Annotated in this window: 18 protein-coding genes; 1 reads left to right on the top strand and 17 read right to left on the bottom strand. The window is 68.9% G+C overall.

The annotated features are described in order from the left end of the window. Positions 1-9: 9 nt before the first annotated feature. The 16 genes from K9D25_RS04205 to K9D25_RS04125 all read right to left on the bottom strand — a co-directional run bounded on the left by K9D25_RS04205 (position 10) and on the right by K9D25_RS04125 (position 22,466). On the bottom strand, positions 10-708 hold the full coding sequence (locus tag K9D25_RS04205) for an ABC transporter ATP-binding protein (RefSeq protein WP_244379535.1): 699 nt from the start codon (positions 706-708) through the stop codon (positions 10-12). Next, positions 705-2,531, bottom strand: a complete 1,827-nt coding sequence (locus tag K9D25_RS04200; protein ID WP_244379534.1) for an ABC transporter permease subunit — start codon at positions 2,529-2,531, stop codon at positions 705-707. Before K9D25_RS04200 ends, K9D25_RS04205 begins: the two co-directional genes overlap by 4 nt. Then, positions 2,524-3,360 (bottom strand): branched-chain amino acid ABC transporter permease, encoded by an 837-nt coding sequence (locus K9D25_RS04195; RefSeq protein ID WP_244379532.1) that lies wholly within the window; start codon positions 3,358-3,360, stop codon positions 2,524-2,526. The genes K9D25_RS04200 and K9D25_RS04195 overlap by 8 nt, the downstream gene beginning before the upstream one ends. 205 nt (positions 3,361-3,565) lie before the next feature. Beyond that, on the bottom strand, positions 3,566-4,699 hold the full coding sequence (locus K9D25_RS04190; RefSeq protein ID WP_244450792.1) for a substrate-binding protein: 1,134 nt from the start codon (positions 4,697-4,699) through the stop codon (positions 3,566-3,568). A 75-nt stretch (positions 4,700-4,774) separates the two neighbouring features. Then, positions 4,775-5,605 carry a nitrilase family protein gene (locus tag K9D25_RS04185; RefSeq protein ID WP_244450791.1) on the bottom strand — a complete coding sequence of 277 codons (831 nt, stop codon included), beginning with the start codon at positions 5,603-5,605 and terminating at the stop codon, positions 4,775-4,777. Positions 5,606-5,873: 268 nt separating this feature from the next. Further along, a complete protein-coding gene (locus tag K9D25_RS04180) occupies positions 5,874-6,488 on the bottom strand; it encodes an ANTAR domain-containing response regulator (RefSeq protein ID WP_244379531.1) in 615 nt (204 codons plus the stop codon). Between the two features lie 30 nt (positions 6,489-6,518). Then, positions 6,519-7,676 (bottom strand): transporter substrate-binding domain-containing protein, encoded by a 1,158-nt coding sequence (locus K9D25_RS04175; protein ID WP_279613785.1) that lies wholly within the window; start codon positions 7,674-7,676, stop codon positions 6,519-6,521. Positions 7,677-7,805: 129 nt separating this feature from the next. Then, positions 7,806-9,680: a response regulator gene (locus K9D25_RS04170; RefSeq protein ID WP_244379530.1), complete on the bottom strand. Its 1,875-nt coding sequence runs from the start codon at positions 9,678-9,680 to the stop codon at positions 7,806-7,808. Continuing rightward, complete coding sequence (locus K9D25_RS04165; RefSeq protein WP_244379529.1) at positions 9,667-10,533, bottom strand: CheR family methyltransferase; 867 nt, start codon at positions 10,531-10,533, stop codon at positions 9,667-9,669. Before K9D25_RS04165 ends, K9D25_RS04170 begins: the two co-directional genes overlap by 14 nt. Beyond that, a complete protein-coding gene (locus tag K9D25_RS24895) occupies positions 10,530-13,655 on the bottom strand; it encodes a response regulator (protein ID WP_279613784.1) in 3,126 nt (1,041 codons plus the stop codon). The genes K9D25_RS04165 and K9D25_RS24895 overlap by 4 nt, the downstream gene beginning before the upstream one ends. Before the next feature lie 141 nt (positions 13,656-13,796). Continuing rightward, on the bottom strand, positions 13,797-15,536 hold the full coding sequence (locus K9D25_RS04150; RefSeq protein ID WP_244379526.1) for an ABC transporter ATP-binding protein: 1,740 nt from the start codon (positions 15,534-15,536) through the stop codon (positions 13,797-13,799). A 21-nt stretch (positions 15,537-15,557) separates the two neighbouring features. Beyond that, the gene (locus K9D25_RS04145) at positions 15,558-16,637 is read right to left on the bottom strand and encodes a siderophore-interacting protein (protein WP_244379525.1); all 1,080 of its coding nucleotides are present in this window, start codon (positions 16,635-16,637) and stop codon (positions 15,558-15,560) included. Beyond that, a complete protein-coding gene (gene fhuB, locus K9D25_RS04140; protein WP_244379524.1) occupies positions 16,630-18,612 on the bottom strand; it encodes a Fe(3+)-hydroxamate ABC transporter permease FhuB in 1,983 nt (660 codons plus the stop codon). The genes K9D25_RS04145 and fhuB overlap by 8 nt, the downstream gene beginning before the upstream one ends. Next, positions 18,605-19,516: an ABC transporter substrate-binding protein gene (locus K9D25_RS04135; protein WP_244379523.1), complete on the bottom strand. Its 912-nt coding sequence runs from the start codon at positions 19,514-19,516 to the stop codon at positions 18,605-18,607. Before K9D25_RS04135 ends, fhuB begins: the two co-directional genes overlap by 8 nt. Beyond that, complete coding sequence (locus tag K9D25_RS04130) at positions 19,513-20,337, bottom strand: ATP-binding cassette domain-containing protein (protein WP_244379522.1); 825 nt, start codon at positions 20,335-20,337, stop codon at positions 19,513-19,515. Before K9D25_RS04130 ends, K9D25_RS04135 begins: the two co-directional genes overlap by 4 nt. Next, positions 20,331-22,466 carry a TonB-dependent siderophore receptor gene (locus K9D25_RS04125; RefSeq protein ID WP_244379521.1) on the bottom strand — a complete coding sequence of 712 codons (2,136 nt, stop codon included), beginning with the start codon at positions 22,464-22,466 and terminating at the stop codon, positions 20,331-20,333. Before K9D25_RS04125 ends, K9D25_RS04130 begins: the two co-directional genes overlap by 7 nt. 245 nt (positions 22,467-22,711) lie before the next feature. Here K9D25_RS04125 and K9D25_RS04120 point away from each other — a divergent pair, with 245 nt between their 5' ends. After that, on the top strand, positions 22,712-23,599 hold the full coding sequence (locus tag K9D25_RS04120; RefSeq protein WP_244379520.1) for an AraC family transcriptional regulator: 888 nt from the start codon (positions 22,712-22,714) through the stop codon (positions 23,597-23,599). Here the strand turns inward: K9D25_RS04120 and K9D25_RS04115 are convergent. Beyond that, on the bottom strand, positions 23,553-24,353 hold the full coding sequence (locus K9D25_RS04115; RefSeq protein WP_244379519.1) for a maleate cis-trans isomerase family protein: 801 nt from the start codon (positions 24,351-24,353) through the stop codon (positions 23,553-23,555). The genes K9D25_RS04120 and K9D25_RS04115 overlap by 47 nt on opposite strands. Positions 24,354-24,358: the final 5 nt, after the last annotated feature.

Raw genomic sequence — 24,358 nt, 5'->3', positions numbered from 1 at the left:
GGCCTCACCTCACACGCTCAAATGTTTCAGCACCCTGGCGCGGGAATCCGGCTCGGAAGTGGCGCCGGTCTCGGCGATCTCGCCGCGGTCCAGCACCGCCCAGCGGTCCGCCACCGCCAAGGCGAAGGGCAGGTGCTGCTCGACCAGGAGCATGGTGGTGCCGTGCCGCTCGCGGGCGCTGCGGATGACGCCGGCCAGCCGGTCGATGACCGAGGGCTGCAAGCCTTCGGTGATCTCGTCGACCAGCAAGAGCTTCGCCCCCGTCGCCAGCGAGCGGGCCATCAGCAGCATTTTCTGCTCGCCGCCGGACAGCGTGCCGGCACGCTGCTTGAGGCGCTGGAGCAGGAAGGGGAAGGAGGCTTCCACCTCGGCCAGCGCCGCCTCGAAATCCGGGCGGCGCACGGCGAGGCGGAGATTTTCTTCCACGCTCATATCCTGGAACAGCGCCTTTTCCTGCGCGACATAGCCGACCCCCAGCCGCGCCACGCGGTGCGGGGCGAGGCGCGTGGCCTCCGCGCCGGCAATACCCACGGTGCCGGTCATTTTCGGCAGGAAGCCCATGACCGCTTTGAGCAGGGTGGATTTGCCCATGCCGTTCTTGCCGAGCACGGCGAGGATTTCGCCCGGCGCGATGGCGAGGCTCACCTCGCGCAGCACCACCGCGCCGGCATAGCCGCTGGAGAGGTTGTCGACCGAGAGGACGCTCATGCCGGCATCTCCTTGGGCGCGGGGGCGGTTTCGTGGTCGATGCCGGCATGGCCGGAGCCGGCATAGACCTGCTTCACGAGTTCGGACGCGACCACCTCCTCCACCGAGCCATCGAGCACGATATGGCCCTGGTGCAGGACGATGACGCGCGAGGAAATCTCGCGCACGAAGTCGAGATCGTGCTCCACCAGCAGCACGCACAGGCCCTGCTTCTTGGTCAGCTCGATGAGGATGGCGCCGATCTGCATGCGCTCGGTCTTGGTGAGGCCGGCGGTGGGCTCGTCGAGCAGCAGTACGCGCGGTTCCAGCGCCAGCACCATGGCGAGTTCCAGCGCCTGCTTCATGCCGTGCGAGAGCAGATGCGCCGGGGTGGAAAGCTGCTTGTCCAGCCCCGTGGTGGCGATGACATGCATCGCCGCCTCGGGGAGCGGCAGGACCTGCGCGCGCCGCCACAGTGAGGGGCGGGCGTGGCGCACGCGGGCGATCTGCAGGCACTGGGCGACGGTGAGCGTTTCGAACACATTCGCCATCTGGAACTTGCGCCCGACGCCGAGCGCGACGCAGGCTTCCGGCGGCTTGCGGCCGATGTCGTAGCCATTGACGGCGATGCGGCCGGCGGAACGTTCCGCGCCATCGGCGATGCAGCGCATCAGCGTGGTCTTGCCGGCGCCATTGGGGCCGACAAGGCTGACGAGTTCGCCGGCACGCGCCTCGAAATCGATGGCTTCCAACACGGTGAGGCTGCCGAAGCGCTTGGCGACGCCGGAAACGCTCAGCGCCGGCCCCTGGCCGGCCTCGACGCCCTGCGTCTCCGCCGCGTCGAGGGTGGAGAGCCGCACGCTGGCCGCCGGGGCGGGGCGGCGCGGGCGCAGGAGGCCGATGAGCTTGCGCGGCAGGTCGAACACGACCGGCAGCAGGCCGCGCGGGAAGGCGACGATGACCAGCACGAACAGCACGCCGATGATGAGCTGCCAGACGAAAGGATAGTCCCCGGCGAGCTGCGCGCTCTCATAATCGACGATCAGCGCGCCGAACACCGGGCCGAGCAGCGTTCCGCGCCCGCCGAGCGCGGTCCAGATGACGAGTTCCGTGCCGAAGACGAAGCCGGCGAGTTCCGGCGCCACCACCATCGCATAGCCGGCATAGATGTAGCCGGCGATGGCGGCGATGGCGGCGCAGGCGAGATAAACGAGGATCTTCAGCCGCGACGTGTCGAGGCCGAGATATTTGCAGCGCTGCTCGTTCTCGCGCACGGCTACCAGCAGCTTGCCGGCATCGCTCTTGACGAAGATGTAGGCGACCGTGGTCACGAGGACGAGGAAGCCGCCCGCCAGCCAGAACCAGGCTTCCATCGACAGATCGAAGCTCATGAAGCCGGACAGGCCGCTCGACGAGCCGGTGAAGGTGCCGCCGGAATAGAGCAGCTGCGTCGCCACGATGGGCAGAACCAGCGTGATCACCGAGGCATAGAGCGCCGAGGCGCCGTGCCAGAAGGCGAGCCAGCCGACAATCGCCGCCACCAGCAGCGCCCCGCCGACGCCGAGCCCGAGGGCGAGCACGGCATTGCCGGTGGAGAAGTCGAGATGGGTGAAGACCAGCCCCGCCGCATAGGCGCCGCAGGCGAAGAACACCGACTGGCCGAAGGTGAGGATGCCGAGGAAGCCCCACAGCAGGTCCACCGTCAGCGCCACCGCCGCATAGAGCAGCGAGCGGGTGAGCACGTTCACCGAATAGGTGTCGAGCACATAGGGCCCGGCGACGATTGCCGCCAGCGCGAGCAGGGCGACGGCGAGGATGAGGGAGAGGCGGCGCGCTTCAGTCACGGGCGAACCCCTGAGGCCGGATGCGCAGAATGATGGCGGCGAGCACGGCGATGGTCAGGCCTCCGAGAACCGGGCTGAAATGGGTGGCGACCAGCACCTGTGCCCCGCCCAGCACCAGACAGGCGAACAGCAGGCTGACCAGCGAGGCGCCGGAGACCAGCACCAGCATGAAGGCGTTCACCAGCCAGGGAACGCCCATGGCGGGATCGACGCTCGACAAGGGCGTGATCAGCGCGCCGGCGATGCCGGCCAGCGCCGAGCCGAGGGTGAAGGTGAGAAAGCGCACCAGCCCGCTATTGATGCCGAGCCCGCGCGCCAGATCCTCGTTCATGATCACCGCCCGCGTCTCCAGCCCCAGCCGCGTGCCCTGCAGCAGGGCGGTGAGGGCGAGGCCGAGCAGGGCTGCGATGCCGACAAGGGCGAGGCGATAGGCGGAATAGCCCTCGCCGAGAATGTCGATGGTGCCGCTGAGCGGCGACTGGGTGAACTGCACGCCGCGCCCGAAGGCGAGGGTGATGAGCTGGCCGATGATGATCGACAGGCCCCAGGTGGCGAGGATGGCGTCGAGCGGGCGGGAATAGAGCGGGCGCACCACGAAGCGCTCGATGGCCATGCCGACCACGCCGCCGAACAAAGCGGCGAGCGGGATGGCGAGCCACGGGTTGAGCCCGGCCTGGGTGGTGACGAGCGCGGCATAGCCGCCCAGCGTCATCAGTCCGCCATGGGCGAAATTGATGATCTTCATGACGCCGAACACGAGCAGCAGCCCGGTCGCCACCGCATAGAGGATGGCGGCGGTCGTCACGATGTCCAGCGTCTGGGCGATCATGCGAAGTCCTTTGGGTTTGGAGGCACGGCGGGTCGGTAAGTGAAGCCGAGGGCGCATCATCCTGAGGTGCGCGCGTAGCGCGCCTCGAAGGATGACGTCGCAGGGCGGGCCGCAAGGGTCGCGCCATCGGTGGCGGGCAAGCCCTCTCCCCGGCGGGGAGAGGGTTGGGTGAGGGGCCCGACGGGGAGAGGCGCCAGCGCGTCGCTCACTTCAGCTTCGGGCACTGCTCGCCGGGGTCCACGTCCTTGAAGGTGGAGATGATGCCGACCGAGCCATCGGCCTTCACCTGGCCGAGATACATGGTCAGCGGGGCGTGGCGCTGCTTGTTCATGACGATGGTGCCGCGCGGGCCTTCCACCGCGACTTCCGCCAGCGCCGGGATCACCTTGGCGGCATCCGTCGTGCCGGCCTTCTCCACCGCCGCCTTGTAGGCATAGACCGCCTCATATTCCGGCACGGAGAGGTCGTTCGGGGTCTTCAGGTCCTTGCCGAACTTCTTCTCCATCGCGGCGAGGAACGCCTTGTTGGCAGGGGTGTCGATATTGGTGAAGTAGGAGCCGGCGATGTAGATGCCTTCGGCATCCGGGCCCATGGCCTTGGCGGTGCCCTCATCCACGGCGAGGTTGCCATAGAGCGACTTGATGCCCGCCGCGCGCAGCTGCTTGGTCAGCGTCACATTCGGCGCGCCGCCGGCGGTGGAGGTGATGATGGCGTCGGGATTCGCCGCCTTCACCTTGGAGAGGATGGCCGTCCAGTCGGTGGCGTCCATCGGGGCGTATTCGTCGCCCACCACCTTGCCGCCGGTCTTTTCAATATAGGCCTTGGTGAAGGCCAGCATGCCGCGGCCGAAGGCGTAGTCCGAACCGATGAGGAAATAGGTCTTGGCGCCTTCCTTGTTGAAGAAGTCGACAATCGGGGCGACCTGCTGGTCCGGCACCCAGGCGTTCACATACATATAGGGGCTGCAGGAGCGGCCCTCATAGAACGAGGTGTAGATGTAGGGCACCTTGCCGCGATTGACGATCGGCAGGCCGGCATTGCGCGCCGCCGAGGTCTCCATCGAGATCAGCACGTCGACCTTCTTCTGGAAAATCAGCGAATCGAAGGCCTTCTGCGCGCCGGCCGCGCCGGAGGCGTCGTCGGCGACCTCAAGCACCACCTTCTTGCCGAGGATGCCGCCCTTGGCGTTGATCTCCTCCACCGCCAGCTCGGCGGACTGGACGACGGAGGGCGCGACCACGGAATTGGCGCCGGACAGGCCGACGGGAATGCCGATGGTGATGGTGTCGGCGGCGAGCGCCGGCCCAGTGAGAAGGCCGGCGGCAAACACGCCGGCCATCAGCAGCGAGAGACGGGACATAGGCTTTCTCCGGAAGGTTATGGGTTTTTGGCAGCGGTGGAGAGAAGAGGGGCTCTAATACCAGCCCCGGGAAATCGGCGCGCCGAGCATCTCGGCATAGACATCGGTGCGGCGGTCGCGCAGCACCTGGTTGAAGTCGTTCCAGTTGCGGGCGCGGCGGGCGGCGCCGAGGTCGATCTCGGCGGAGACGATCTCCTCGCCGTCGCGGCTCGCCGGGCCGGCGGCGGGCCAGCCGGTGTAGCTGAGGATGAGGCTCTGGCCCTCGAAGGGCTGGCCGCGCTCGGTGCCGATGCGGTCGGCGCAGGCGATGTAGAGCGAGTTGGAATGGGCGGCGGCCATGGCGAGGATGTTGGCCATCGCCTCGCGCCCCTCGGCCTGGCCGGGGATCGGCACCCAGTTGGTGGGCACGCAGACGATGTCCGCGCCCTGCAGCGCCTGCAGCCGGTAGGTCTCCGGGAACCAGCCATCGTAGCAGATGGCGACGCCGATGCGGCCCAGCGCGGTGTGGAACACCGGGAAGCCGTTATTGCCGGGCTCGAAGAACAGGTTCTCGTTGCCCCACAAATGCATCTTGCGATAGGTGCCGATATGGCCCTCCGGCCCGATCACGACCGCGCTGTTGTAGAGCGCCGTGCCCTCGCGCTCGGTGATGCCGGCGACGATGTGCAGGCCGCGCTCCTTGGCGATTTTCGCCCAGGCCTGGCAGCTCGGCCCGTCGGGAATGGTTTCGGCGAGGCCGAAGGCTTCCTCGCGGGTCTCGAACACGTAGCCGGTATTGGCGAGTTCCGGCAGCACGATCAGCTTGGCGCCGCCGTCGGCCGCGCGGGCGATGAGGCCGAGCGAATGCGCGACATTGGCGCTGGTGTCGCCGAAGCGCGGCTCCATCTGGATGCAGGCGACGCGGACAAGGCTTGAGACCGGCATGAAGGCGCACCTCTGCGATCGCCGCGGGGCGCCGCGGCGTGAAAACAAAAAGCCCCCGGCAGTGCCTTCCGGCACCATCGAGGGCTGCATAGCCTGGATGTAGGGCGGCAACGCTGCCGCCACGCTCACGAAGCGATGGGGTTAGCAAAGCGCAGGCGGCGGGGCCTGTCAAGCGCAAATGCCGAGGATAGAGGCAAGGAGAACAATGCCTAGGAGTTAGGCAGTTGGCTTATTTCTCGCTGTCGCCCTCGCGGTCGAGCTCGGCCAGCATGGCATGGGCGTTGATGATCGAGCCGGCGATGGTGCCGATCGGCACGCGCTTGGCCGTCGCCTGCTTGCGCAGGAACTGGTAGGCGTCGTCCTCGGAGAGGTTGCGCAGGCTCATCAGGAGCCGCGTCGCCTTCTCCACGTCGCGGCGGGTGCGCAGCGTGTCTTCCAGCTTGGCTATCTTGGCCAGCAGCCGCCCCTCATAGCCGCGCTGCGACAGGGCGAGCACGAGGCTGGACAATACGCCGGAGGCACGGATGGGGCGCACCAGCACGCCATGGGCGCTGGAATCCAGCAGCGCCTTCAGCACGGTGGGATTTTCGTAATCGACGATGGCGATATGGGCGATGGCGAGGTCGGCCATCCGCCAGGGCATCGAGCTTTTCGTGTCGCGATCGAGCAGGAAGAACACCGCATCGAGCGGCAGCGGCAATTGCGCCGGCGGCGGCCACACCACCTGCACCTGGCAGCCGATGCGCTGCAGCTGGCGCACGAGGTCCTCGCCGTCCTGGTCGCGCGGATGCACCACGGCGACGCGCATGTTGCGCAGGTTCTGGATCAGCTGCGAGGCGCTCATGCGTTGCGCCTCTTCGCCTTCGACCCCGCCTCACGCATGGTCGTAAATATGGTCGACGAGATAGGGGTCGGGCTTCACCGGCGCCTTCGCCTCCCACACCACATCGAAATCGCCATGCTCGTTCACCATGCCGATGCGCGGCAGCAGATAGGTGTGGTTGTTGTCGGGGTCGATGCGGATGCGGCCCTGCGGCGCGTCGAACTCGGTGCCGAGGGCGGCATCGACCAGGCGCTGGGTGTCGAGCGACTTCGCCCGCCGGAGCGCGTCGGCGAAGAGGTGGATTTGGAAATAGGCGGCTTCCGCATACATCGTCACCGCCGCGTCGCGGCCGAAGCGGGCGCGGTAGGCGGCGACGAAGCGGCGATTGGCCGGGGTGTCGACCGTGGAGAAATAGGGCGCCGAGGTGATGTGGCCGATGCACAGCTCCGGCCCGATGGCGCGTATTTCGCCTTCCGACATGGTGAGGCTGGCGATGGGCATGCGGCGCGGATCGAGCCCCGCCTCGCGGAAGACGCGGTAGAGCAGATGCGCGCCTTCGCCGACCACGGTGGAGAACACCACCGAGGGCGCGCGGCGGCGGATATCTTCCACCACGCGGCGGATCTGGTCGGCGTGCGGCTGCTCCGCCACATAGGTTTCCGCCACCACCTCGCCGCCCTCGCGCGAGACGAGATCGCGCATGATGCGGTTGGATTCGTGCGGGTAGATGTAGTCCGAGCCGACGAGATAGAAGCGCGGCCCGAAGCGGGAGAGCAGATGGCGGGCGAGCTGCAGGCTGTTCTGGTTCGGCGCCGCGCCGGTATAGATGACGTTGGGCGAATATTCGAAGCCCTCATAGAGCGAGGGATACCAGAGCAGGGCGTTGCGCCGTTCCACCGTGGCGAGGATCGCCTTGCGGCAGGAGGAGGTGCAGCAGCCGAAAATGGTGCTGATGCCGTCCTCGGTCAGCAGCCGCTCGGCGTAGCGGCGGTAGAGTTCCGGGCTGGATTCGGGATCGTAGCATACCGGCTCGATCGGGCGGCCGAGCACGCCGCCCGCGAGGTTGATCTCCTCGATGGCGAGGGCCGTTCCCCGGAAATGCTCGGTTTCCGGCTCGCGCATGTGCCCCTTGCGGGAGAACAGCACGCCAACTCGCCAGACGGCCCCCGCCGTGCCCGAGCCCTGTTCCGCGCTGCCGAAATTCGCCACCGGCGCCTGCCTGTCTTACCTGTTGCCGCACCCGACGACCGCCGTGCGGCCGGGCCCCGTTGAGCCCGCCTGCCGTTTTGGCGCGCCCGCGCCCGGCTGGTCAAGTCGCGCCCGCCGCCCGCCGGGCGGTCAGCGCGCCGTGCCGGTCGCGGCGGGGAAGGGCAGGACATTGCCGTCGCGCCGCGCCAGCCGTCCCGCCACCTCGACCAGTTGCTGCGGGATGAAGGGCTTGCTCACGACAGGCGCCTGGGCGAAGGCGGCGGGCAGGTTCTCGCGGCCATAGCCGCTGACGAAGGCGAAGGGAATGCCGCGCCGGGTCAGCGCCGCGGCGACGGCATCCACCGGCTTGCCGTGCAGATTGCCGTCGAGCAGGGCGGCGTCGAACGCGCCGGTCTCAATGGCTTCCAGCGCCTCCTCCACGGTGCGCGCCGGGCCATGGACGCTGGCGCCGGCATCCTCCAGTACCGCGATGAGTTCGAGCGCCACCAGCGCCTCGTCCTCCACCACGAGCAGGTGGCGGCCGTCGAGCGCCGGCATCTCGCGCGCCGGCTCCGGCGGCGCCGGGGCGACGGGGCGGGCAGCGATGTCGGCCATCGGGTCGGGGGTGCGGTCGAGCTGCATCACCAGCTCCCACACCACGCCGTCATTGCGGTAGGAGACGGAGGCGGTGCCGCCATCCGACTTCATGCTGCTGTCGATGAGGGTGGAACCGAAGCCGCGCTTGACCGGCGTCTGCACCGGCGGGCCGCCGCTTTCCTGCCAGCGCAGCTGAAGCTGGTCGCCCTCCACCGACCATTCCAGCACGACGCGGCCGGTAGGGCGGGAGAACGCGCCATATTTCAAAGCATTGGTCGCCAATTCGTGCAGGATCAGCGCGAGGCGCAGCGCCGGCTGCGGCAGCAGCTGCACGCGCGGGCCGCGGGCGTCGAGCCGCGCGGGGTCGATGGCGCCGAGCCGCAGCTGGTCATGGACGAGGTCCATCAGGTCCGCGCCCTGCCAGGTGCGGTCGCTGAGCATGCCATGGGCGCGCGCCAGCGCCTGGATGCGGCCGGAGAAGGTGGCGGAGAACTGGTCGGGGTTGCGGGAGTAGCGCAGCGTCTGGGTGGCGATGGCTTGCACGCTGGCCAGCGTGTTCTTCACCCGGTGGTTCAGCTCGCCGATGAGCAGGGTCTGGGTTTCCTCGGCGCGGCGGCGGTCGGTGATGTCGAGAATCTGCACGCTGAGCGACACTGGCTGCCCGTTGGGCCGGCGCAGCACGGAGCTGTACCATTCGCAGTCCAGCACGGCGCCCGCGCGGGTGCGGCAGCGCACCGTGTGGTGCCCGCGCTGGTGCGCCGCATCCGCCAGCGAACCGGAGAGCATCTCCGCGAGTTCGCCGATGCTGCTGTCGCAGAGCCAGCCGAGATCGGACAGCGACTGGCCGGTCATCTCCGCCGCTGTCCAGCCGAACATGCGCTCGGCGCCCTTGGACCAGCCGAGCAGGCGCATGTCCGGGTCGAACTCGACAATGGCGAGCGGGGAATTGTCGGTGTGCGCCTGCAGCCGGTCGAGCGCGCCCTTCAGCTCGGCGGCGGCGGTGGCGAGCGCGTCCTTCTGCCGGGCCAGCTGCTCGTGCTGGCGGGCGATGGAGAAGAACACCTCCGCCTTGCTCTTGAGGATCAGCGGGTCGATCGGCTTGTAGATGAAATCCACCGCGCCGGCCTCATAGCCCTTGAAGCGGCGACCCTCATCGGTGGAAGCGGCGGTGACGAAGATGATGGGCACGCGCCGCGTGCGCTCGGTGCCGCGCATCATCTCGGCGAGTTCGAACCCGTCCATGTCGGGCATCTGCACGTCGAGCAAAGCGAGGGCGAAATCATGCTCCAGCAGCATTTCCAGCGCCTCGACGCCGGAGCGGGCCTTGTAGAGGGTGAGCCCGTCGCGGCGCAGCAGCGCTTCCAGCGCGCGCAGATTTTCCTCGATGTCGTCGACCAGCAGGAACTTGACCGGCTCAGGCGACATCATGGCGGGCCTCCCTCAGCGGTGCCGTCGCCAGCCGGCGGAAGATGCGCTCCTGCGGCGCGAAGGCGGCGAAGGCGTCGGCATGGGCGGAAAAGCGCAGGCTCTCATTCATGCCGAGGCCGAGGAATCCGCCGCGCGTCAGCGATTCCCGGAACAGCCGCAACGCGCGGTCCTGCAGGTTCGAGTCAAAATAGATCAGTACGTTGCGGCAGGAGATCAGGTGCATTTCGGAGAACACCTCATCGGAGGCGAGGCTGTGTTCGGCGAAGACGGTGCGCGCGCGCAGCGACTTGTCGAACACCGCCCCGCCATAGGCGGCGGTGTAATAGTCCGACAGCGAGGAGCGCCCGCCGGACTTGCGGTGGTTCTCGGTGAACAGAGGGATGCGGTCGAGGTCGTAAATGCCGAGTTCCGCCCGCGCCAGCGCCACCGGGTTGATCTCGGTGGCGTAGAACATGGTGCGCGATTCCAGCCCCTCCTCGCGGAACAGGATGGCGAGCGAATAGAGTTCCTCGCCCGCGCTGCACCCGGCCACCCACACTTTGAGCGAGGGGAAGGTGCGCAGATGCGGGATCACCTCCTCGCGCAGGGTGCGGAAGTACTCGGGGTCCCGGAACATCTCGCTCACCTGCACGGTGAGGCACTCGATCATCAGCGGCAGCAGCTCCGGCTCGCGCAGCAGCCGCGCCTGCACATGCGAGAGCGTCTCACAGTGCAGCCGCTGGCGCAAAAGGTCCGCCCGGCGGGCCAGCGAGGCACGGGAATAGGAGCGGAAATCATAGTGGTAGCGGCGGTGGATCGCCTCGACCAGCAAATCGAGCTCGATCTTCTCGCTGACGCTGGCGGCACCGGTCATCGCGACATCCACACCCGGGCGAGGGAGAGCAGCTTGTCGACATCGAGCGGCTTGGCCAGGTAGTCGTTGGCGCCGGCCGCCAGGCACTGTTCCTGGTCGTCCGCCATCGCCTTAGCGGTGAGCATGATGATGGGCAGGCCGTGCCATTCCTCGCGGCGGCGGATTTCGCGCGTGGCGGTGAGGCCGTCCATTTCCGGCATCATCACGTCCATCAGCACGAGGTCCACCGGCTGCGCTCTGTGCGTCTTTTCCAGCAGCTCCAGCGCCTCGCGGCCATTGCGGGCGATCTGCACCTTGGCGCCGTGCGGCTCGAAGATGCTGGTGAGGGCGAAGACGTTGCGCACATCGTCCTCCACCACGAGGATCTGCCGGCCTTCCAGCCGCGCATCGCGGTTGAGCGAGGTGGCGAGCAGCTTCTGCTGCTGCGCCGGCAAATCCGACACGACCTGGTGCAGGAACAGCGTCACCTCGTCGATCAGCCGCTCCGGCGACTTCGCGCCCTTGATGATGATCGACTTGGAGTAGCGCCGCAGCCGCAGCTCCTCGGCCTCGGTGAGTTCGCGCGCGGTGTAGACGATGACCGGCGGGAAGGCGGCAGCCTCGTTGTCGTCGAGCCGGCTCAGCAGATCGAAGCCGGTGGCGTCCGGCAGCGTCATGTCGAGCACCATGCAGTCGAAGGTCTCGGCTTCCAGCCGCTTGAGGGCGTCGGCGGCGGTGGCGCAGCCGACCGTCTCCACCTCCTTGGCGGCGAGAAGTTCGCTCAGGCCCCGCAGCTGGGCGGGGTCGTCCTCGACGATGAGGATGCGGCGCAGTTGGCGCGCCATGCGGAATTCCAGCCGCTCCAGCGTCTGCACCAGCTCGTCGCGCCGGATCGGCTTCATCATGTAACCGGCGGCGCCATAGGCGAGCGCGGTCTGCTCGTAATCGCTGGCGGAGACGACATGCACCGCGATGTGGCGGGTGCGGGGGTCGTGCTTCAGCCGGTCCAGCACGGTGAGGCCGGAATGGTCCGGCAGCCCCATGTCGAGGATCACCGCATGCGGCAGATATTGCCGCGCCGCCAGCACCCCGTCATCGGCGGTCGTGGTGATGATGCACTGGAAGCCCAACTCATGGGCGAGATCGAGCAGGATGCGGGCGAAGGCAAGGTCGTCCTCCACCACCAGGATCAGCCGCGAACCGGCGGTGAGGCGGGAGCGGTCGTCATCGATGCCGGCCGGCGCGGGCCGCGCGGGCGCGTCCGCCGCCGCCGGCGCCGGTGCGACCGGACGCGGCGTCGGGCTGCGGCGCGGGGCGCGCAGGGGCTGGGCGGCGGCCGCGCCGGCGCTGTCGACCACCACGCCGCTGAAGCGCGTCGGCACGATGAGGCTGAAGGTGCTGCCTTCGCCGAGCCGGCTCTCCAGCCCAATCTCGCCGCCGAGAAGGTTGGTCAGCTCGCGCGAGATCGACAGACCGAGGCCGGTGCCGCCATAGCGGCGGTCGATGGTGCCGTCGGCCTGGCGGAAGGCCTCGAAGATCGCCTCCTGCTGTTCCTCGGCGATGCCGATGCCGGAATCCGACACGGCGAAGACCAGCCGGCCATCGGGCTGGGTGCGAATGTCCAGCACCACCTCGCCCTGCGAGGTGAACTTGACGGCGTTGGACAGGAAGTTCTTCAGCACCTGTTCCAGCCGCTGCGGGTCGCTCTCCAGCACCGGCGACACGTCCGGCGCGATCTGCGCCCGCAGGGTAATGCCCTTCTCCTCCGCCTGCGGGGCGAAGCTGCGCACCAGCTTTTCCGCCAGCGCGGCGACTTCCACCTGCTGCGGCCGCAGTTCCAGCTTGCCGGCCTCGATCTTGGACAGGTCGAGAATGTCGTTGATGAGGGTGAGCAGGTCGTTGCCCGAGGTCTCGATCATCTGGGCGTAGCTGATCTGGTCCTCGGTCAGATTGCCGAAGCGGTTCTCGCCGAGCAGGCGCGCCATGATGAGCAGCGCGTTCAACGGCGTGCGCAGCTCATGCGACATGTTGGCGAGGAATTCCGACTTGTAGCGGCTGGCGGCGGCGAGGTCGTTGGCCTGCTGCTTCAGCGCGCCCTGGGTGCGGGCGAGATCGTCGCGCTGGGCTTCCAGCAGCTGGGTCTGCTCCTCAAGCTGGGCATTGGATTCCTCCAGCTCCGCCTGCTGCCGCTCCAGCCGGTGCTGCGAATCCTGCAGCGCCTGGCTCTGCTCCTGCAGTTCCTCGTTCGCCGCCGTCAGTTCCTCGCCATGGGTGCGCAGCTCCTCGGCCTGCCGGCGGGTTTCCTCCAGCAACTCTTCCAGCCGGGTGCGGTACTGCGCCGAGCGCAGGGCGACGCCGACCGCGCTCGCGGTGCGCTCCAGGAATTCCAGCGCCTCGGGGCGCGGCTTGCGGGCGAAGCCGAGCTCGATGACGCCGTTGACCTCGTCATCCTCGAAGGTCGGGGTGAGCAGCAGCCAGTCCGGCTTGCCCTTGCCGAGGCCGGAGCCGAAATAGAGATAGTTCTCCGGCACGGAATCGACGGCGAAGCTGCGCTTGTCGGCGATCACCTGCCCCACCAGCCCATCGCCACGGCGAATGCGGGCCGGCACCGGCGCATCGGCCGGCACGCCATAGCCGGCGGCGCGGGCGAAGGCATCCTGATCGCGGACATAGAACAGGGCGGCGCGGGCACCGAGACGCTCGGCGAGGAAGGTGAGCACCCGCTCGCCGAGTTCCGTGCTGGAGAGATCGCCCATCATCCGGCGGGAGAGATCGACCTGCGCGGTGCGGATCCATTCCTCGCGCCGCACCGCCAGCTTGTTGCGGATGAAGAAGAAGCCGGTGGCCGCCAGCACCCACACCGTCACCGTGCCCATGGAGCGGTTGAGCAGGGCGAGGCTAGGGTCGATGCCCGGCCGGTCCACCAGGAAACCGGCGGCGATCACCACGGTGACGGCGGCGGCGGTGGCGAGCGGGACGGCGGTGTTCCAGGCGAGATAAGCCAGCACCAGCGGGATGAGATAGGTGACCCAGACGGCGACGCCGAGCGGCACCGACAGATCCGCGAGGAACACCAGCGCGGTGAACACCGCGAGGATGACATAGAGAAGGGCTGGCTTCTCCTCGAACGCCTTGAGCTGCACGCCGCCGCCACTCCCGCCAGGATGGAAAGCCGGGGCGTGCTGACGCCTGTCTGGCGCGCATCGCAATCCCCGGCGCTCCTAAACCGCCGAGGGGACGGAAGGTTCCGTGCGTTGCGGAAAAAAAACGGCGCCGCGCTTTTTCTAGGCGGGAATGCGCTCGGGCTCGCTGAACTGAGTGCGCACCATGCGGGCATAGATGCCGCCGCGCGCCACCAATTCGGCATGGTTGCCCTGCTCGGCGATGCCCTCGCGAGTGACGACGACAATGCGGTCGGCGGTGCGGATGGTGGAGAGCCGGTGGGCGATGATCAGCGTGGTGCGCCCCACCGAGAGCGCCGCCAGCGCGCGCTGGATTTCCCACTCGGTCTCGCTGTCCAGCGCCGAGGTCGCCTCGTCGAGGATGAGGATCGGCGGGTCCTTCAGGAACATGCGGGCGATGGCGAGCCGCTGCTTCTGCCCGCCCGAGAGTTTCACCCCGCGCTCGCCGATCACCGTGTCGAGCCCGAGCGGCAGGCCGGCCAGGAGATCGTCGAGCTGCGCCCGGCGCGCCGCCTCGCGGATCGCCTCCTCGCTGGCGTCAAGCCGGCCATAGGCGATGTTCTCGCGGATGGTGCCGCCGAACAGGAACACGTCCTGCTGCACAATGCCGATGTTCCGCCGCAGCGAGGCGAGCTGCACGTCGCGAATGTCGTGCCCGTCAATGCTGATGCGCCCGCCCGCGACATCGTAGAAGCGCGGCAGCAGCGAGCACAGCGTGGTCTTGCCCGCGCCCGAGGGGCCGACAAAGGCGACGCTTTCGCCGGCTCGTATGTCGAGGTCGATGCCGTTCAGCACTGGCGCCGCCGTGCCATAGGCGAAGCGCACGCCCTCATAGCGGATGGCGCCCTTCACCTCGGCGAGCGCCACCGCGCCCGGCTTGTCCGCCACATCCGGGCGGGTGGCGAGGAAATCGAGATAGGAGCGCAGCCCGGCAATGCCCTTGGGGTAGACTTCCATGACCGCCGCGATCTTCTCCAGCGGTCGGAAGAACACGCCGACCAGCAGCAGGAAGCCGACAAAGCCGCCATTGCTGAGTTCGCCGCGCAGCACGAACCAGGTGCCGGCCAGCATGATGATCACCTGGGTCAGGCGCATGCCGAGATAGGACAGCGAGGCATTGGCCGCCAGCAGCCGGTAGGCTTCCAGCTTGGTGGTGCGGTAATGCGCATTCTCCACCGCGAACAGCCGGGTCTCGTGCTCCTCATTGGCGAAGGACTGCACCACGCGGATGCCGCCAATATTCTCCTCGATACGGGCGTTGAAGGCGCCGACCCTGCCGAACAGAGCGCGGAAATTCTCCGTCATCCGCCGCCCGTAGCGGGTGGTGATGAGCGCGCTGGCGGGCACGATCACGGCAGTGAGCAGCGCGAGCGGGACATTGACGCTCAGCATCACCAGGAAGGCGCCGACAAAGGTCATGAGCGCGATGAACACGTCTTCCGGGCCGTGATGGGCGACCTCGCCGATCTCTTCGAGGTCCTTGGTCAGCCGGGCGACGAGATGGCCGGTCTTGTGGTTGTCGAAATAGGAGAAGGACAGTTTCTGCACATGGTCGAAGGCGCGGCGGCGCATCTCGGTCTCGATATTGATGCCGAGCATGTGCCCCCAATAGGTGACGACCGCCATCAGCGCCGCATTGAGCAGATAGACTACGAGCAGCCCCACTGCTGCCCAGACGATGAGGTGCCAGTCCTGCCCCGGCAGCAGATGGTCGATGAACAGCTTCACCGCGACGGGGAAGCCGAGTTCCAGCAGGCCGGAGACGACCGCGCAGGAAAAATCGAGCATGAACAGCCCCTTATAGGGGGCGTAATAGGACAGGAAGGGCCGGATGAGCTGCATGATGGATCGCTTATAGCGGCCTCAATCGGCCAGATCGACTCCCGCGTGGCCACGCCGCCAATAGGCGGCGATGGCGCAGCGGGACTTGGGGAGGCCGCGTTCCTGGGTGAGGTGGCGGCGCAGGGCCCGCGCGGTCTGCTGCTCGCAGCCGGCAAACACATACATGTCCTCAGGGTCGGCGGGCAGGTCGAGCGCGCGGACCGCCCGCTCCAGAAGGTCGCCGGTGCCGGCGGGGGCGCCGTCGCGAAGGAGCCATTCGACATCGAGCCGGGCGGGCGAGGGCAGGGGCTGGCGTTCGCCCGCATCCGCCACTTCCAGCCGCACCACCGCCTGCGCCTCAGCCGGCAGTTCCGCCAGCAGGCGGGCGATGACGGGCAGCGCGGTCTCGTCGCCGGCGAGCACATACAAGCGGGCCGGCGGCAGGCCGGCGCCACCGGGACCGAGCAGCCCCGCCGGGTCGCCGGGACGGGCGTCACGGGCGAAATCCGACCCCGGCGTGGCGGCGCCGGGGTGCAGCACCATGTCGAGCGCCAGCGTGCCTGCCGCCGCATCGACCTCCCGCACGGTGTAGACGCGGGGGATGACCGCGTCCGCCCCCGCCGGCCAGACGATGCGCCCGTCGGGAGCCGCGTGCGGCCAGACCGGCGTGCGGCCGGCCGGCGGAATGAGCAGCCGCACATGCAGCCCGCCGCTGGCGAAATGCGCGGCGTCGCCTTGCAGCACCACGCGGCGCATGCGCGGCGTGACCGGGTAGGCGGCGGCGACACGCATGGCGCGGAAATAGGGTAGGTCTGGCTTGCCGGCGCCATGGCCTTCCCAGGCGAAGACGGGGGCGGCCCCTTCCATGGCGGCGTGGAGATGCTCGGCCAATTGCATGCGCAGCACGGAAAGCCGGTCCTCGCGGTCGCTGCGGGCGTCAAGCACCAGCCGGCCGGCGGCGTCGATGGACAGCGCCGCCTCGCCGCACCAGTTCTCCAGCCGCGCCGCATGCGGCGTGCGCTCGCGCAGCGTCTCCGGCTCCAGCCGGGCGCAGAGGCGGGCGAGGAGGTCCGCCGCGCCGGTGCAGGCGATGCGCGCCTGCGCGGTGAAGGGTTCACCCATGCCGGTCTCCCCGTTGCAGCAGCCAGATCAGGTACGGCCCGCCAACCAGCGCCGCGAGCAGGCCGGTGGGCAGCTGGTAGGGGAAGGCGACCATGCGGGCCAGCCAGTCCGCCAGCAGCAGCACCAGCGCGCCGATGAGTGCCGAGGCGAAGACGAAGAGGGCGCCGCGATTCAGGCCGAGCTGGCGGGCGAGGTGCGGGCCGATCAGCCCGACGAGGCTGAGCGGGCCGACGAAGAACGCCGCCACCCCGGTCATCGCCGCCGCGAGCAGCGTGAGCAGCAGCTGGCTTGCCGCCACCCTCAGGCCGAGCGAGCCGGCGACCCCCGCGCCGAGCGGCAGCAGGGCCAGCCAGCGGCCGGCGAGGGCGACGGGAAGGAGCAGGACAAGCGCGCAGGCGGCGAGAATGCCGGCCTGCATCAGGTCGACCCGGTCGGTGGTGCCGGCCAACCAGGCCAGCAGCAAAAAGCTGCCCGGCCCGCCGGCGGCGAAGACGGCGGAGAGAATCGCGAGCGCCATGCAGCCGAGCGCGATGCCGGCGAGCAGCAGCTTTTCCGCCCCGAAGCCGGTCGCCGCCGCGATGGCCAGCACCAGCAGCAGTGCGCCCAACGCGCCGCCGGCACTGGCGGCGAGCAGCAGGCCCGGGCCGGCCTCCGGTACGAGCATCAGCGCGGCGGCGAGGCCGACCCCGGCGCCAGCGCTGACACCCAGCACTTCCGGGCCGGCGAGCGGATTGCCGGTGAGCTTCTGCATGATCGCCCCGGCCGCGCCGAGCAGCCCGCCGGCGGCCGCCGCCGCGACGACGCGCGGGGCGCGGAACGCCAGAAGCTCCGTCAGCAGCGGCCCGGTGGCGAGGGCCCAGCCCTCGAGATCGCGCCCGGCGACCAGCGCGAAAAGTCCGACCAGAAGGGCCGCGACGGCCAGCCCGGCGAGAACGCGGCGCGGGTGGCGCCAGCGGCGGCGGGGCGTGGCAGGGGCGGTGAGCGGCGGGGCGGTGGCGCGCAGGCGCGGCAGCAGCCACAGCAAGAGCGGCCCGCCGAGCAGGCCGACCGCCGCGCCGGTCGGGATGAGGTCGCCGCCACTGCCGGCGGTGAGCTGCACCAGGCTGTCGGTGATCCACAGCAGCAGCGCGCCGATCAGCGGCGCGGCGAGCAGCACGGCGTCCGGCCGCCTTGCCCCGGCGACGCGCGCCAAGGCCGGGGCGGCGAGGCCGACAAAGCCGATCACCCCGACCTCGGACACCACGCTCGCCGCCAGCGCTACCGCCACCGCGATGACGGCGAGCCGCATTCCCTGCACCGCCATGCCGAGGCTGCGCGCGCCGGCATCGTCCAGCGCCATGAGGCCGAGCGGGCGGCGCAGCAGGAAGGTGGCGCCAGCCGCCAGCGCCAGCCGCGTGCCGATGACAAGCGCCGGTTCCCAGTTCTGCTGGTGCAGCGAGCCGGCGCCCCAGATGAACAGGGCGAACACATAATCCCCGCGCGCGAGGATGAGCGCCGCGCTCAGCGCGCCGGCCATCAGCGACAGCGTCATGCCGGCGACCACCAGCGTCACCGGCTCGAAGCCGCGCCGGGCGCTCAGCGCCAGCACCAATGCCACCGCCACCACGCCGCCGGCAAAGGCGGTGCCCTCGCGCGAGAAGGCGAGCAGCGCCGGGGCGAAGGCTAGGGCCAGCGTCAGGGCCAGCTGCGCGCCGGCGGCGATGCCGAGCGTGGAGGGATCCGCGATCGGGTTGCGCAGCACCCGTTGCAGCAGCGCGCCGGAAAGCCCCAGCGCCGCGCCGGCCAGCAGCGCGGTCGCCGCGCGCGGCAGCAGGCTGTGCCAGAGCAGCAGCGCGTCGAGATCGAACGACGCGCCCGGCATGTCCGGCCGGCGCAGCAGCACCAGCGCGAACAGGCCGAGGCCGAGCGCGGCGAGCGCGAGCCCGAAAGGCAGCGGCCGCAGGCTGGCGGGGCGGGGCAAGGCGAGCTCAGCCAAGGCCGCCTCCGCTCGTCGGTCCGTCGTCCAGCAGCGCCGCCGTGAGCAGGCGGGCGAAGCGCGCGGCGGTGGGCAGACCGCCGAAGGGATCGACGCTGTCGAGCACGGCGAAGCGGTGGGCACGGATATTGGGCAGGGCGTTCCACAGCGCGCTGGTGGCGAGCACCCGCGCCGCATCCGGCGGCACGGGGCGCAGGATGACGAGGAAGGCCTCGGGAAAGCGCGCCAGCGCCTCCAGCCCGAGCGGGGCGGAGGCGGCGTAGAAGGTGCGCTTGCTCCAGGCATTGGTCAGGCCGAGGCGGGAAATCACCTCGCCGAACAGGCTGTCGGCACCGAAGACGCGGAAATGCCTGGAATCGCCGAGATTGAGCACCAGCAGCGGCCGGCCCGCCTGCGCGGTGAGGCGCTGCCGGCTGGCGTCGATCTGCCCGGCGACGGTGTCGATCAGCGCTCGGGCCGCGTCCTCGCGCCCGGTCAGGCCACCGATCGCCCTTGCCGCCGCCTCGGCTTCGCCATAGGGCGGGCGGCCGGTGCGGTAGATGGACAGCGTCTCGACCGGGGCGATGAGGCGCAGCTTCGGCTCCATCCAGCCATAGAAGTTGGAACTAAGGATGAGGCTTGGGCGGGTCAGCCGCAGCGCCTCGAAATTCACCGCGCCGCGCAGGCCGATATCGACCACCGAGGCCGGCACGGGCGGCTCGACCGCCACCTCGCGAAACAGCACCAGTTCGGCCGCCGCCACCGGGGTGAGGCCCATGCCGAGCAGGGTTTCCAGCAGTGCCCAATCGACCGTGGCGAGGCGAAGATCCGGAGCGTGCGCCCGCGCCGGTGCGCCGCGCAGCGCCAGCGTCGCCAGACCGGCGGCGAGCAGGGCACGGCGGTGGAGGTGCGGGGCGGGGCTCACAGCACGTAGCTCATCGGCGCGCCGCTGACGGGATGCGCCATCACGCCCATGTCGAGCCCGTAAATGGCGCGCAGCTGCTCCGGCTGCATGATCGCGCCGCACGGGCCCTGGGCGATGAGCCGCCCGCCGCGCAGGGCGAGCAGGCCGTCGCAGGTTCGGGCGGCGAGGTTGATGTCGTGCAGGATGACGATCACCGTCATCGCGCCGGCGTCCGCGCCTGTCCCGGCCTCGTCGCCCAGCTCGCGCAGAATGGCGAGCACCTCCATCTGGTGGGCGATGTCGAGCGCCGAGGTCGGCTCGTCCAGCAGCAGGCAGCGCGCACCCTGCGCCAGCATCAGCGCCAGCCAGGCGCGCTGGCGTTCGCCGCCGGAAAGGCTGTCCACCGCCCGGTCGCGAAAGGCGGAAAGGCCGGTGCGCTGGATCGCCGCCTCCACCCGTGCCTCGTCCTCGGCGGTGAAGCGGCCGAGCGCGCCGTGCCAGGGATAGCGGCCGAGGCCGACCAGTTCGCGCACATTCATGCCGTCGGAGGCGGGCATGAATTGCGGCATATAGGCGACCTCGCGGGCGAAGGCGCGCCCCGTCCAGCCCGTGAGCGGGCGGCCGTCGAAGCTGATCGCGCCGCCGGTCGGGGCGATCTGGCGGGCGAGCATCTTCAGCAGCGTGCTCTTGCCGGAGCCGTTGGGGCCGATCAGCCCATAGACCCGCCCCGCCGCCAGATCGAGCGTCAGCGGGCTGAGGATCGCCCGGTCGCCGGCCGAAAACGCCGCCTCGCGCAGCGACCAGAGCGCGCCCGCCGGCGCCGGAGGAGCAGGCTCTACCATTTGTAGGACAGGGTTCCGAGCACGGTGCGGCCATTGCCATAGAAGCAGCCGAAGAAGCCGCAGCCGGCGACATAGGTCTCGTCGGCGATGTTGTTGACGTTCAGCTGGGCCTTGAACGGGCCCTTCTCGTAATGCAGGGCGGCATCGAACAGCGTGTTGGATGACAGGAAGATGCTGTTGTCGTCGAGCGCGTAGCGATCACCGACGAAGCGCACGCCGCCGCCAACCCCGAAGCCCGCCCACGCCCCCGAGTGCACGGTGTAGTCGAGCCAGAGATTGGCCATGTTCTCCGGCACATTGGCCGGGCGGTTGCCGGCATATTGGCCCTGGGTGATCTCGGCGTTCATATAGGTATAGTTGGCGATCAGGTTGAGCCCGTCCGCGAGCCCGGCCACGGCGGTGAACTCGAAGCCCTTCACCCGCACCTCGCCGATCTGGGTCTGGTAGCTCACCCCGTCGATAAGCTGCGAGGACAGCACATTGGACTGGGTGAGGTCGTAGACGGCGGCGGTGAAGAAGCCGTTCCAGCCCACCGGCTGGTACTTCACGCCGAGTTCGACCTGCTCGCCCTCCATCGGCTGGAAAGCGCCGCCGCCGAGCTGGGTCGGCATGTTGCCGATCACCGGCTCGAAGGAGGTGGAATAGTTGAAATAGGGGGCGATGCCGTTGTCGAAGAGATAGGTGAGGCCGACGCGGCCGGTGAAGGCGCTGTCGTCCTGGTTCTGCGTGGTGTCGCCGAAATTGGTCAGGTTGGTGGAATCGGTGGTCGCCCAGTCATGGCGCAGGCCGACGGTCAGCAGCCAGTTCTGCAGCTTCACCTGGTCCTGCGCATAGACGCCCGTCTGCGAGATCGTGCCGTTCACATCCGACGTGTACCAGGGCGTGCCGCCGACCGGCTGGTTGTAGATCGGGAACAGGATGTTGATCGGCGAGGCGGTGCCGAAGGCGGTGGTGTTGGATTCGCTGTAGCGGCGATAATCGACGCCGACCAGCACCTCATGGCTCAGCGCCCCGGTATCGAATTTGCCGAGCATCTGGCTGTCGAGATTGAAGGTCTGCTGCGATTCGGAATTTTCCGACGAGCCGCGATTGGCGACGAGCGGATTGGTCGGGCTCAGCGCGCTGTAATAGAGGCTGTTATAGTCCCAGGCGAGCACGGCATAACGGGCGTTCTGGCGGAACTCCCAGGTGTCGTTGAAGCGGTGCTTGAACTCGTAGCCGACGCTGCCGAAGGTGCGGTTGGAATTGTCGTAGTCAGGATCGCCGAGGAACAGGTTGCGCGGCAGGCGCAGGCCGCCATCGGCATTCACGGTATACTGCACCGGCAGGCCGACCGGGGTGCCAGACTGATCGTACTGGATATTGGCCAGCACGGTGAGCTCGGTGTCGGTCGAAGGCCGCCAGGTCAGCGCCGGGGCGAAGAACAGCCGGTTGTCGTCGATATAGTCGGTCTGGGTGTCGCTCTCGCGGGCAAGGCCGGTGAGGCGGTAGGAGATGTCGGCATTGTCCGGCAGCACGCCGCCAATGTCGAAACGGCCGACATAGCGGTCGTAGCTGCCGGCCTCCACCTGCACCTCGCCGAAATTGGTGAAGGTCGGGCGCTTGGAGATGAAGTCGAGCAGGCCGCCGGGATTGCCCTGGCCATAGAGCACCGAGGCGGGGCCGCGCACCACGTCGATGCGCTCCAGCCCATAGGGGTCGATGGCATTGGTGCCGGCCTCGCGCATCAGCTTCAGGCCGTTGAGATACATGCTGTTGTCGGCGGCGAAGCCGCGGATGATCGGGTAGTCGAAGCGCGGATCGGCGCCGAAAGGCTGGGAGACGACGCCGGCGGTGTAGTCGAGCGCCTGCCCGACGCTCTGCACGCCGCGCGCGTCCATCTGGTCGCGGGTGACGACGGAGATGGACTGCGGCACCTCGATCAGCGGCGTGTCGGTCTTGGTGCCGGCGGTGCTGGTGCGGGCGACATAGCCCTGCGTGTCGTCCGTGCGCTGGCCCTGAATGTCGATCTGCTCAAGCTCGATGGCCGCCGCACCCTGCTGCTGCGCCCGTGCCGCCGGGGCCGAGACAAGGATCGCCGTGCTGCCCATCAGCAGCGACATCGTTGAGAGGGCCAGCCCTTTGCGCATCACGGTACCCGTTTTCAGCAGTTGAGATGAATTATAAAGAAGCGTTCCCCTCCGGCCCTGGGAAACACCGCTTCATATCAATCAACATTCCGCCGTTCTTGTCGCATCCTCTTGTGTTTTGAACGATCGTGTTCTCTAGTGCCCCCTGATCCAACGGATTTGGCGCGAGATCAAGGCGAGAGTGTTACTTCATATTGATTCTAATCTATGAAGTGCCGCGTTGATCTTGACGAATGGCACGCTGAATGAGCTTTCAACCGCGCATGACCTCCACCGTGGAGGGCATCACCCTTCTGGACGAGCTGCACTGGCGCAGCTGGAACGGCATCATCGCCGATGTCTGGCATGTCGCCTGCGCGGCGGGGGCGGGCGGGCATTATGTCTCGCGCGATGCCCGGCTGTTCGTGGTGCTGGAGCGCGAGGGCGGGCGCTCGGATGTGCAGCTCTCGGTGGATGGTCGCCCGCGCCGGGTGCAGCGTGCCCCGCACCGCATGAGCTTCGTGCCCGCCGACCTGCCGATCTGGTCGCATGTCGACGAGCCGGTGCGGGTGCGCCACCTCGACCTGCATTTCCACGCGCCGACGCTCAGCGAGCGCCTCGGCGAGGATCTCGACGATGAGCGGCTGGCGACGCCGCGGCTCGATTTTCTCGATCCGCGCCTGTTCACCCTGGCGCAGCTGATCGCGGAGGAATGCACCGGCCCCGAGCGTCGCCACGACCTCTATGGCGATGGGCTGACCCTCGCTCTGTTCATCGACCTCTTGAAGCTCGGCCGCGCGCCGAGCGCGGCGGCGCGGGGCCCCGCGCTCTCCCCGCGCCAGCTGCGGCGGGTGACGGATTTCATCGAGGCCCATTGCGCCCGCAACATCCGCCTGCAGGAACTGGCGGAGCTGACCGGCCTGTCGCAATCCTATTTCAGCCATGCCTTCAAGGCCGCGACCGGGGTGCCGCCCTATCAGTGGCACCTCAAGGCGCGGCTGCGGCGGGTGCAGGCGCTGCTGACCGATACCGAGCTGCCGCTCACCGAAATCGCTTCCGCCACCGGCTTCACCGATCAGGCGCACCTGACCCGCAGCTTCCGCCGGCTTATCGGCGCGACCCCGGCGGCGTGGCGGCGGGCGCAGGGGCGCTGAGGCCGGCAAAGGCCGGTGTAGCGAAGAGCGAGCCGAAGCCGGCGAGCGGCGCGATGGGAAGGTCGAGCGCGCGCAGGCAGCCCCACAGCGTGGCGGCGACGGAATCGATGATGGGAATCCCGAGCGCGCGCTCGATCTCCGCGCCAACCCGTGCGCCGCGCATATTGGTGCAGACAATGGCGATGGCGTCGGGCTTTGCCGCCGCAACCTTCGCGCACATATGGCCGACCTGGTCGTCGGCGATGTCGGCGAAGGAGAAGTTGTCGGACAGGCCGGCATGGAGTCCGGCCACCACCTCCACGCCATGCGCGGCGTAATTGGCGGCGATGCGGGCGCCGACATCGGCGGTGTAGGGGGTGACGAGGCCGAGCCGCCGCACCCCGCCCTCCGCGAGCAGCCGGTTGAGGCCGAGAATGCAGCTGGTGGCCTTCACGCCCGTTCGCGCCTCGATCGCCGCGCAGAGCCGCGCATCGGTGTCGAAGCCGAGCCAGCTCGCCGAGGTGCCGTTCCAGGCGATGATGTCGGTGCGGGCGTCGGCGAGCAGCTCCGCCGCCGCCAGGATCGGCTCCTGGCGGAACTGGTTGGAGGCGCTGTCGTCGAGCGCGATACGCGTCACCCGGAAACGGGCGAAATGCGCCGTCACCTCGGGGAAAAGCGGCTCCAGCATCCGCGCCGTATAGGGCTCCAGCACCGTGTTGGAAGACGGCGTCAGCATGCCGATCCGATGCCGGCGGGGGAGGGGTTCATCGTGCATGGCGC

This window comes from Ancylobacter polymorphus (assembly GCF_022836935.1).
Lineage (GTDB): Bacteria > Pseudomonadota > Alphaproteobacteria > Rhizobiales > Xanthobacteraceae > Ancylobacter > Ancylobacter polymorphus_A.
This window is presented reverse-complemented; position numbering and strand designations above follow the sequence as displayed.

What these genes read in the sequence shown, in the direction of transcription:
- K9D25_RS04205 (WP_244379535.1), bottom strand. Translation starts at nt 708, where the DNA reads ATGAGCGTCCTCTCGGTCGACAACCTCTCCAGCGGCTATGCCGGCGCG.
- K9D25_RS04195 (WP_244379532.1), bottom strand. Translation starts at nt 3,360, where the DNA reads ATGATCGCCCAGACGCTGGACATCGTGACGACCGCCGCCATCCTCTAT.
- K9D25_RS04190 (WP_244450792.1), bottom strand. Translation starts at nt 4,699, where the DNA reads ATGGCCGGCGTGTTTGCCGCCGGCCTTCTCACTGGGCCGGCGCTCGCC.
- K9D25_RS04185 (WP_244450791.1), bottom strand. Translation starts at nt 5,605, where the DNA reads ATGGAGCCGCGCTTCGGCGACACCAGCGCCAATGTCGCGCATTCGCTC.
- K9D25_RS04180 (WP_244379531.1), bottom strand. Translation starts at nt 6,488, where the DNA reads ATGAGCGCCTCGCAGCTGATCCAGAACCTGCGCAACATGCGCGTCGCC.
- K9D25_RS04170 (WP_244379530.1), bottom strand. Translation starts at nt 9,680, where the DNA reads ATGATGTCGCCTGAGCCGGTCAAGTTCCTGCTGGTCGACGACATCGAG.
- K9D25_RS04165 (WP_244379529.1), bottom strand. Translation starts at nt 10,533, where the DNA reads ATGACCGGTGCCGCCAGCGTCAGCGAGAAGATCGAGCTCGATTTGCTG.
- K9D25_RS04150 (WP_244379526.1), bottom strand. Translation starts at nt 15,536, where the DNA reads ATGCAGCTCATCCGGCCCTTCCTGTCCTATTACGCCCCCTATAAGGGG.
- K9D25_RS04145 (WP_244379525.1), bottom strand. Translation starts at nt 16,637, where the DNA reads ATGGGTGAACCCTTCACCGCGCAGGCGCGCATCGCCTGCACCGGCGCG.
- K9D25_RS04130 (WP_244379522.1), bottom strand. Translation starts at nt 20,337, where the DNA reads ATGGTAGAGCCTGCTCCTCCGGCGCCGGCGGGCGCGCTCTGGTCGCTG.
- K9D25_RS04125 (WP_244379521.1), bottom strand. Translation starts at nt 22,466, where the DNA reads ATGCGCAAAGGGCTGGCCCTCTCAACGATGTCGCTGCTGATGGGCAGC.
- K9D25_RS04120 (WP_244379520.1), top strand. Translation starts at nt 22,712, where the DNA reads ATGAGCTTTCAACCGCGCATGACCTCCACCGTGGAGGGCATCACCCTT.
- K9D25_RS04115 (WP_244379519.1), bottom strand. Translation starts at nt 24,353, where the DNA reads ATGCACGATGAACCCCTCCCCCGCCGGCATCGGATCGGCATGCTGACG.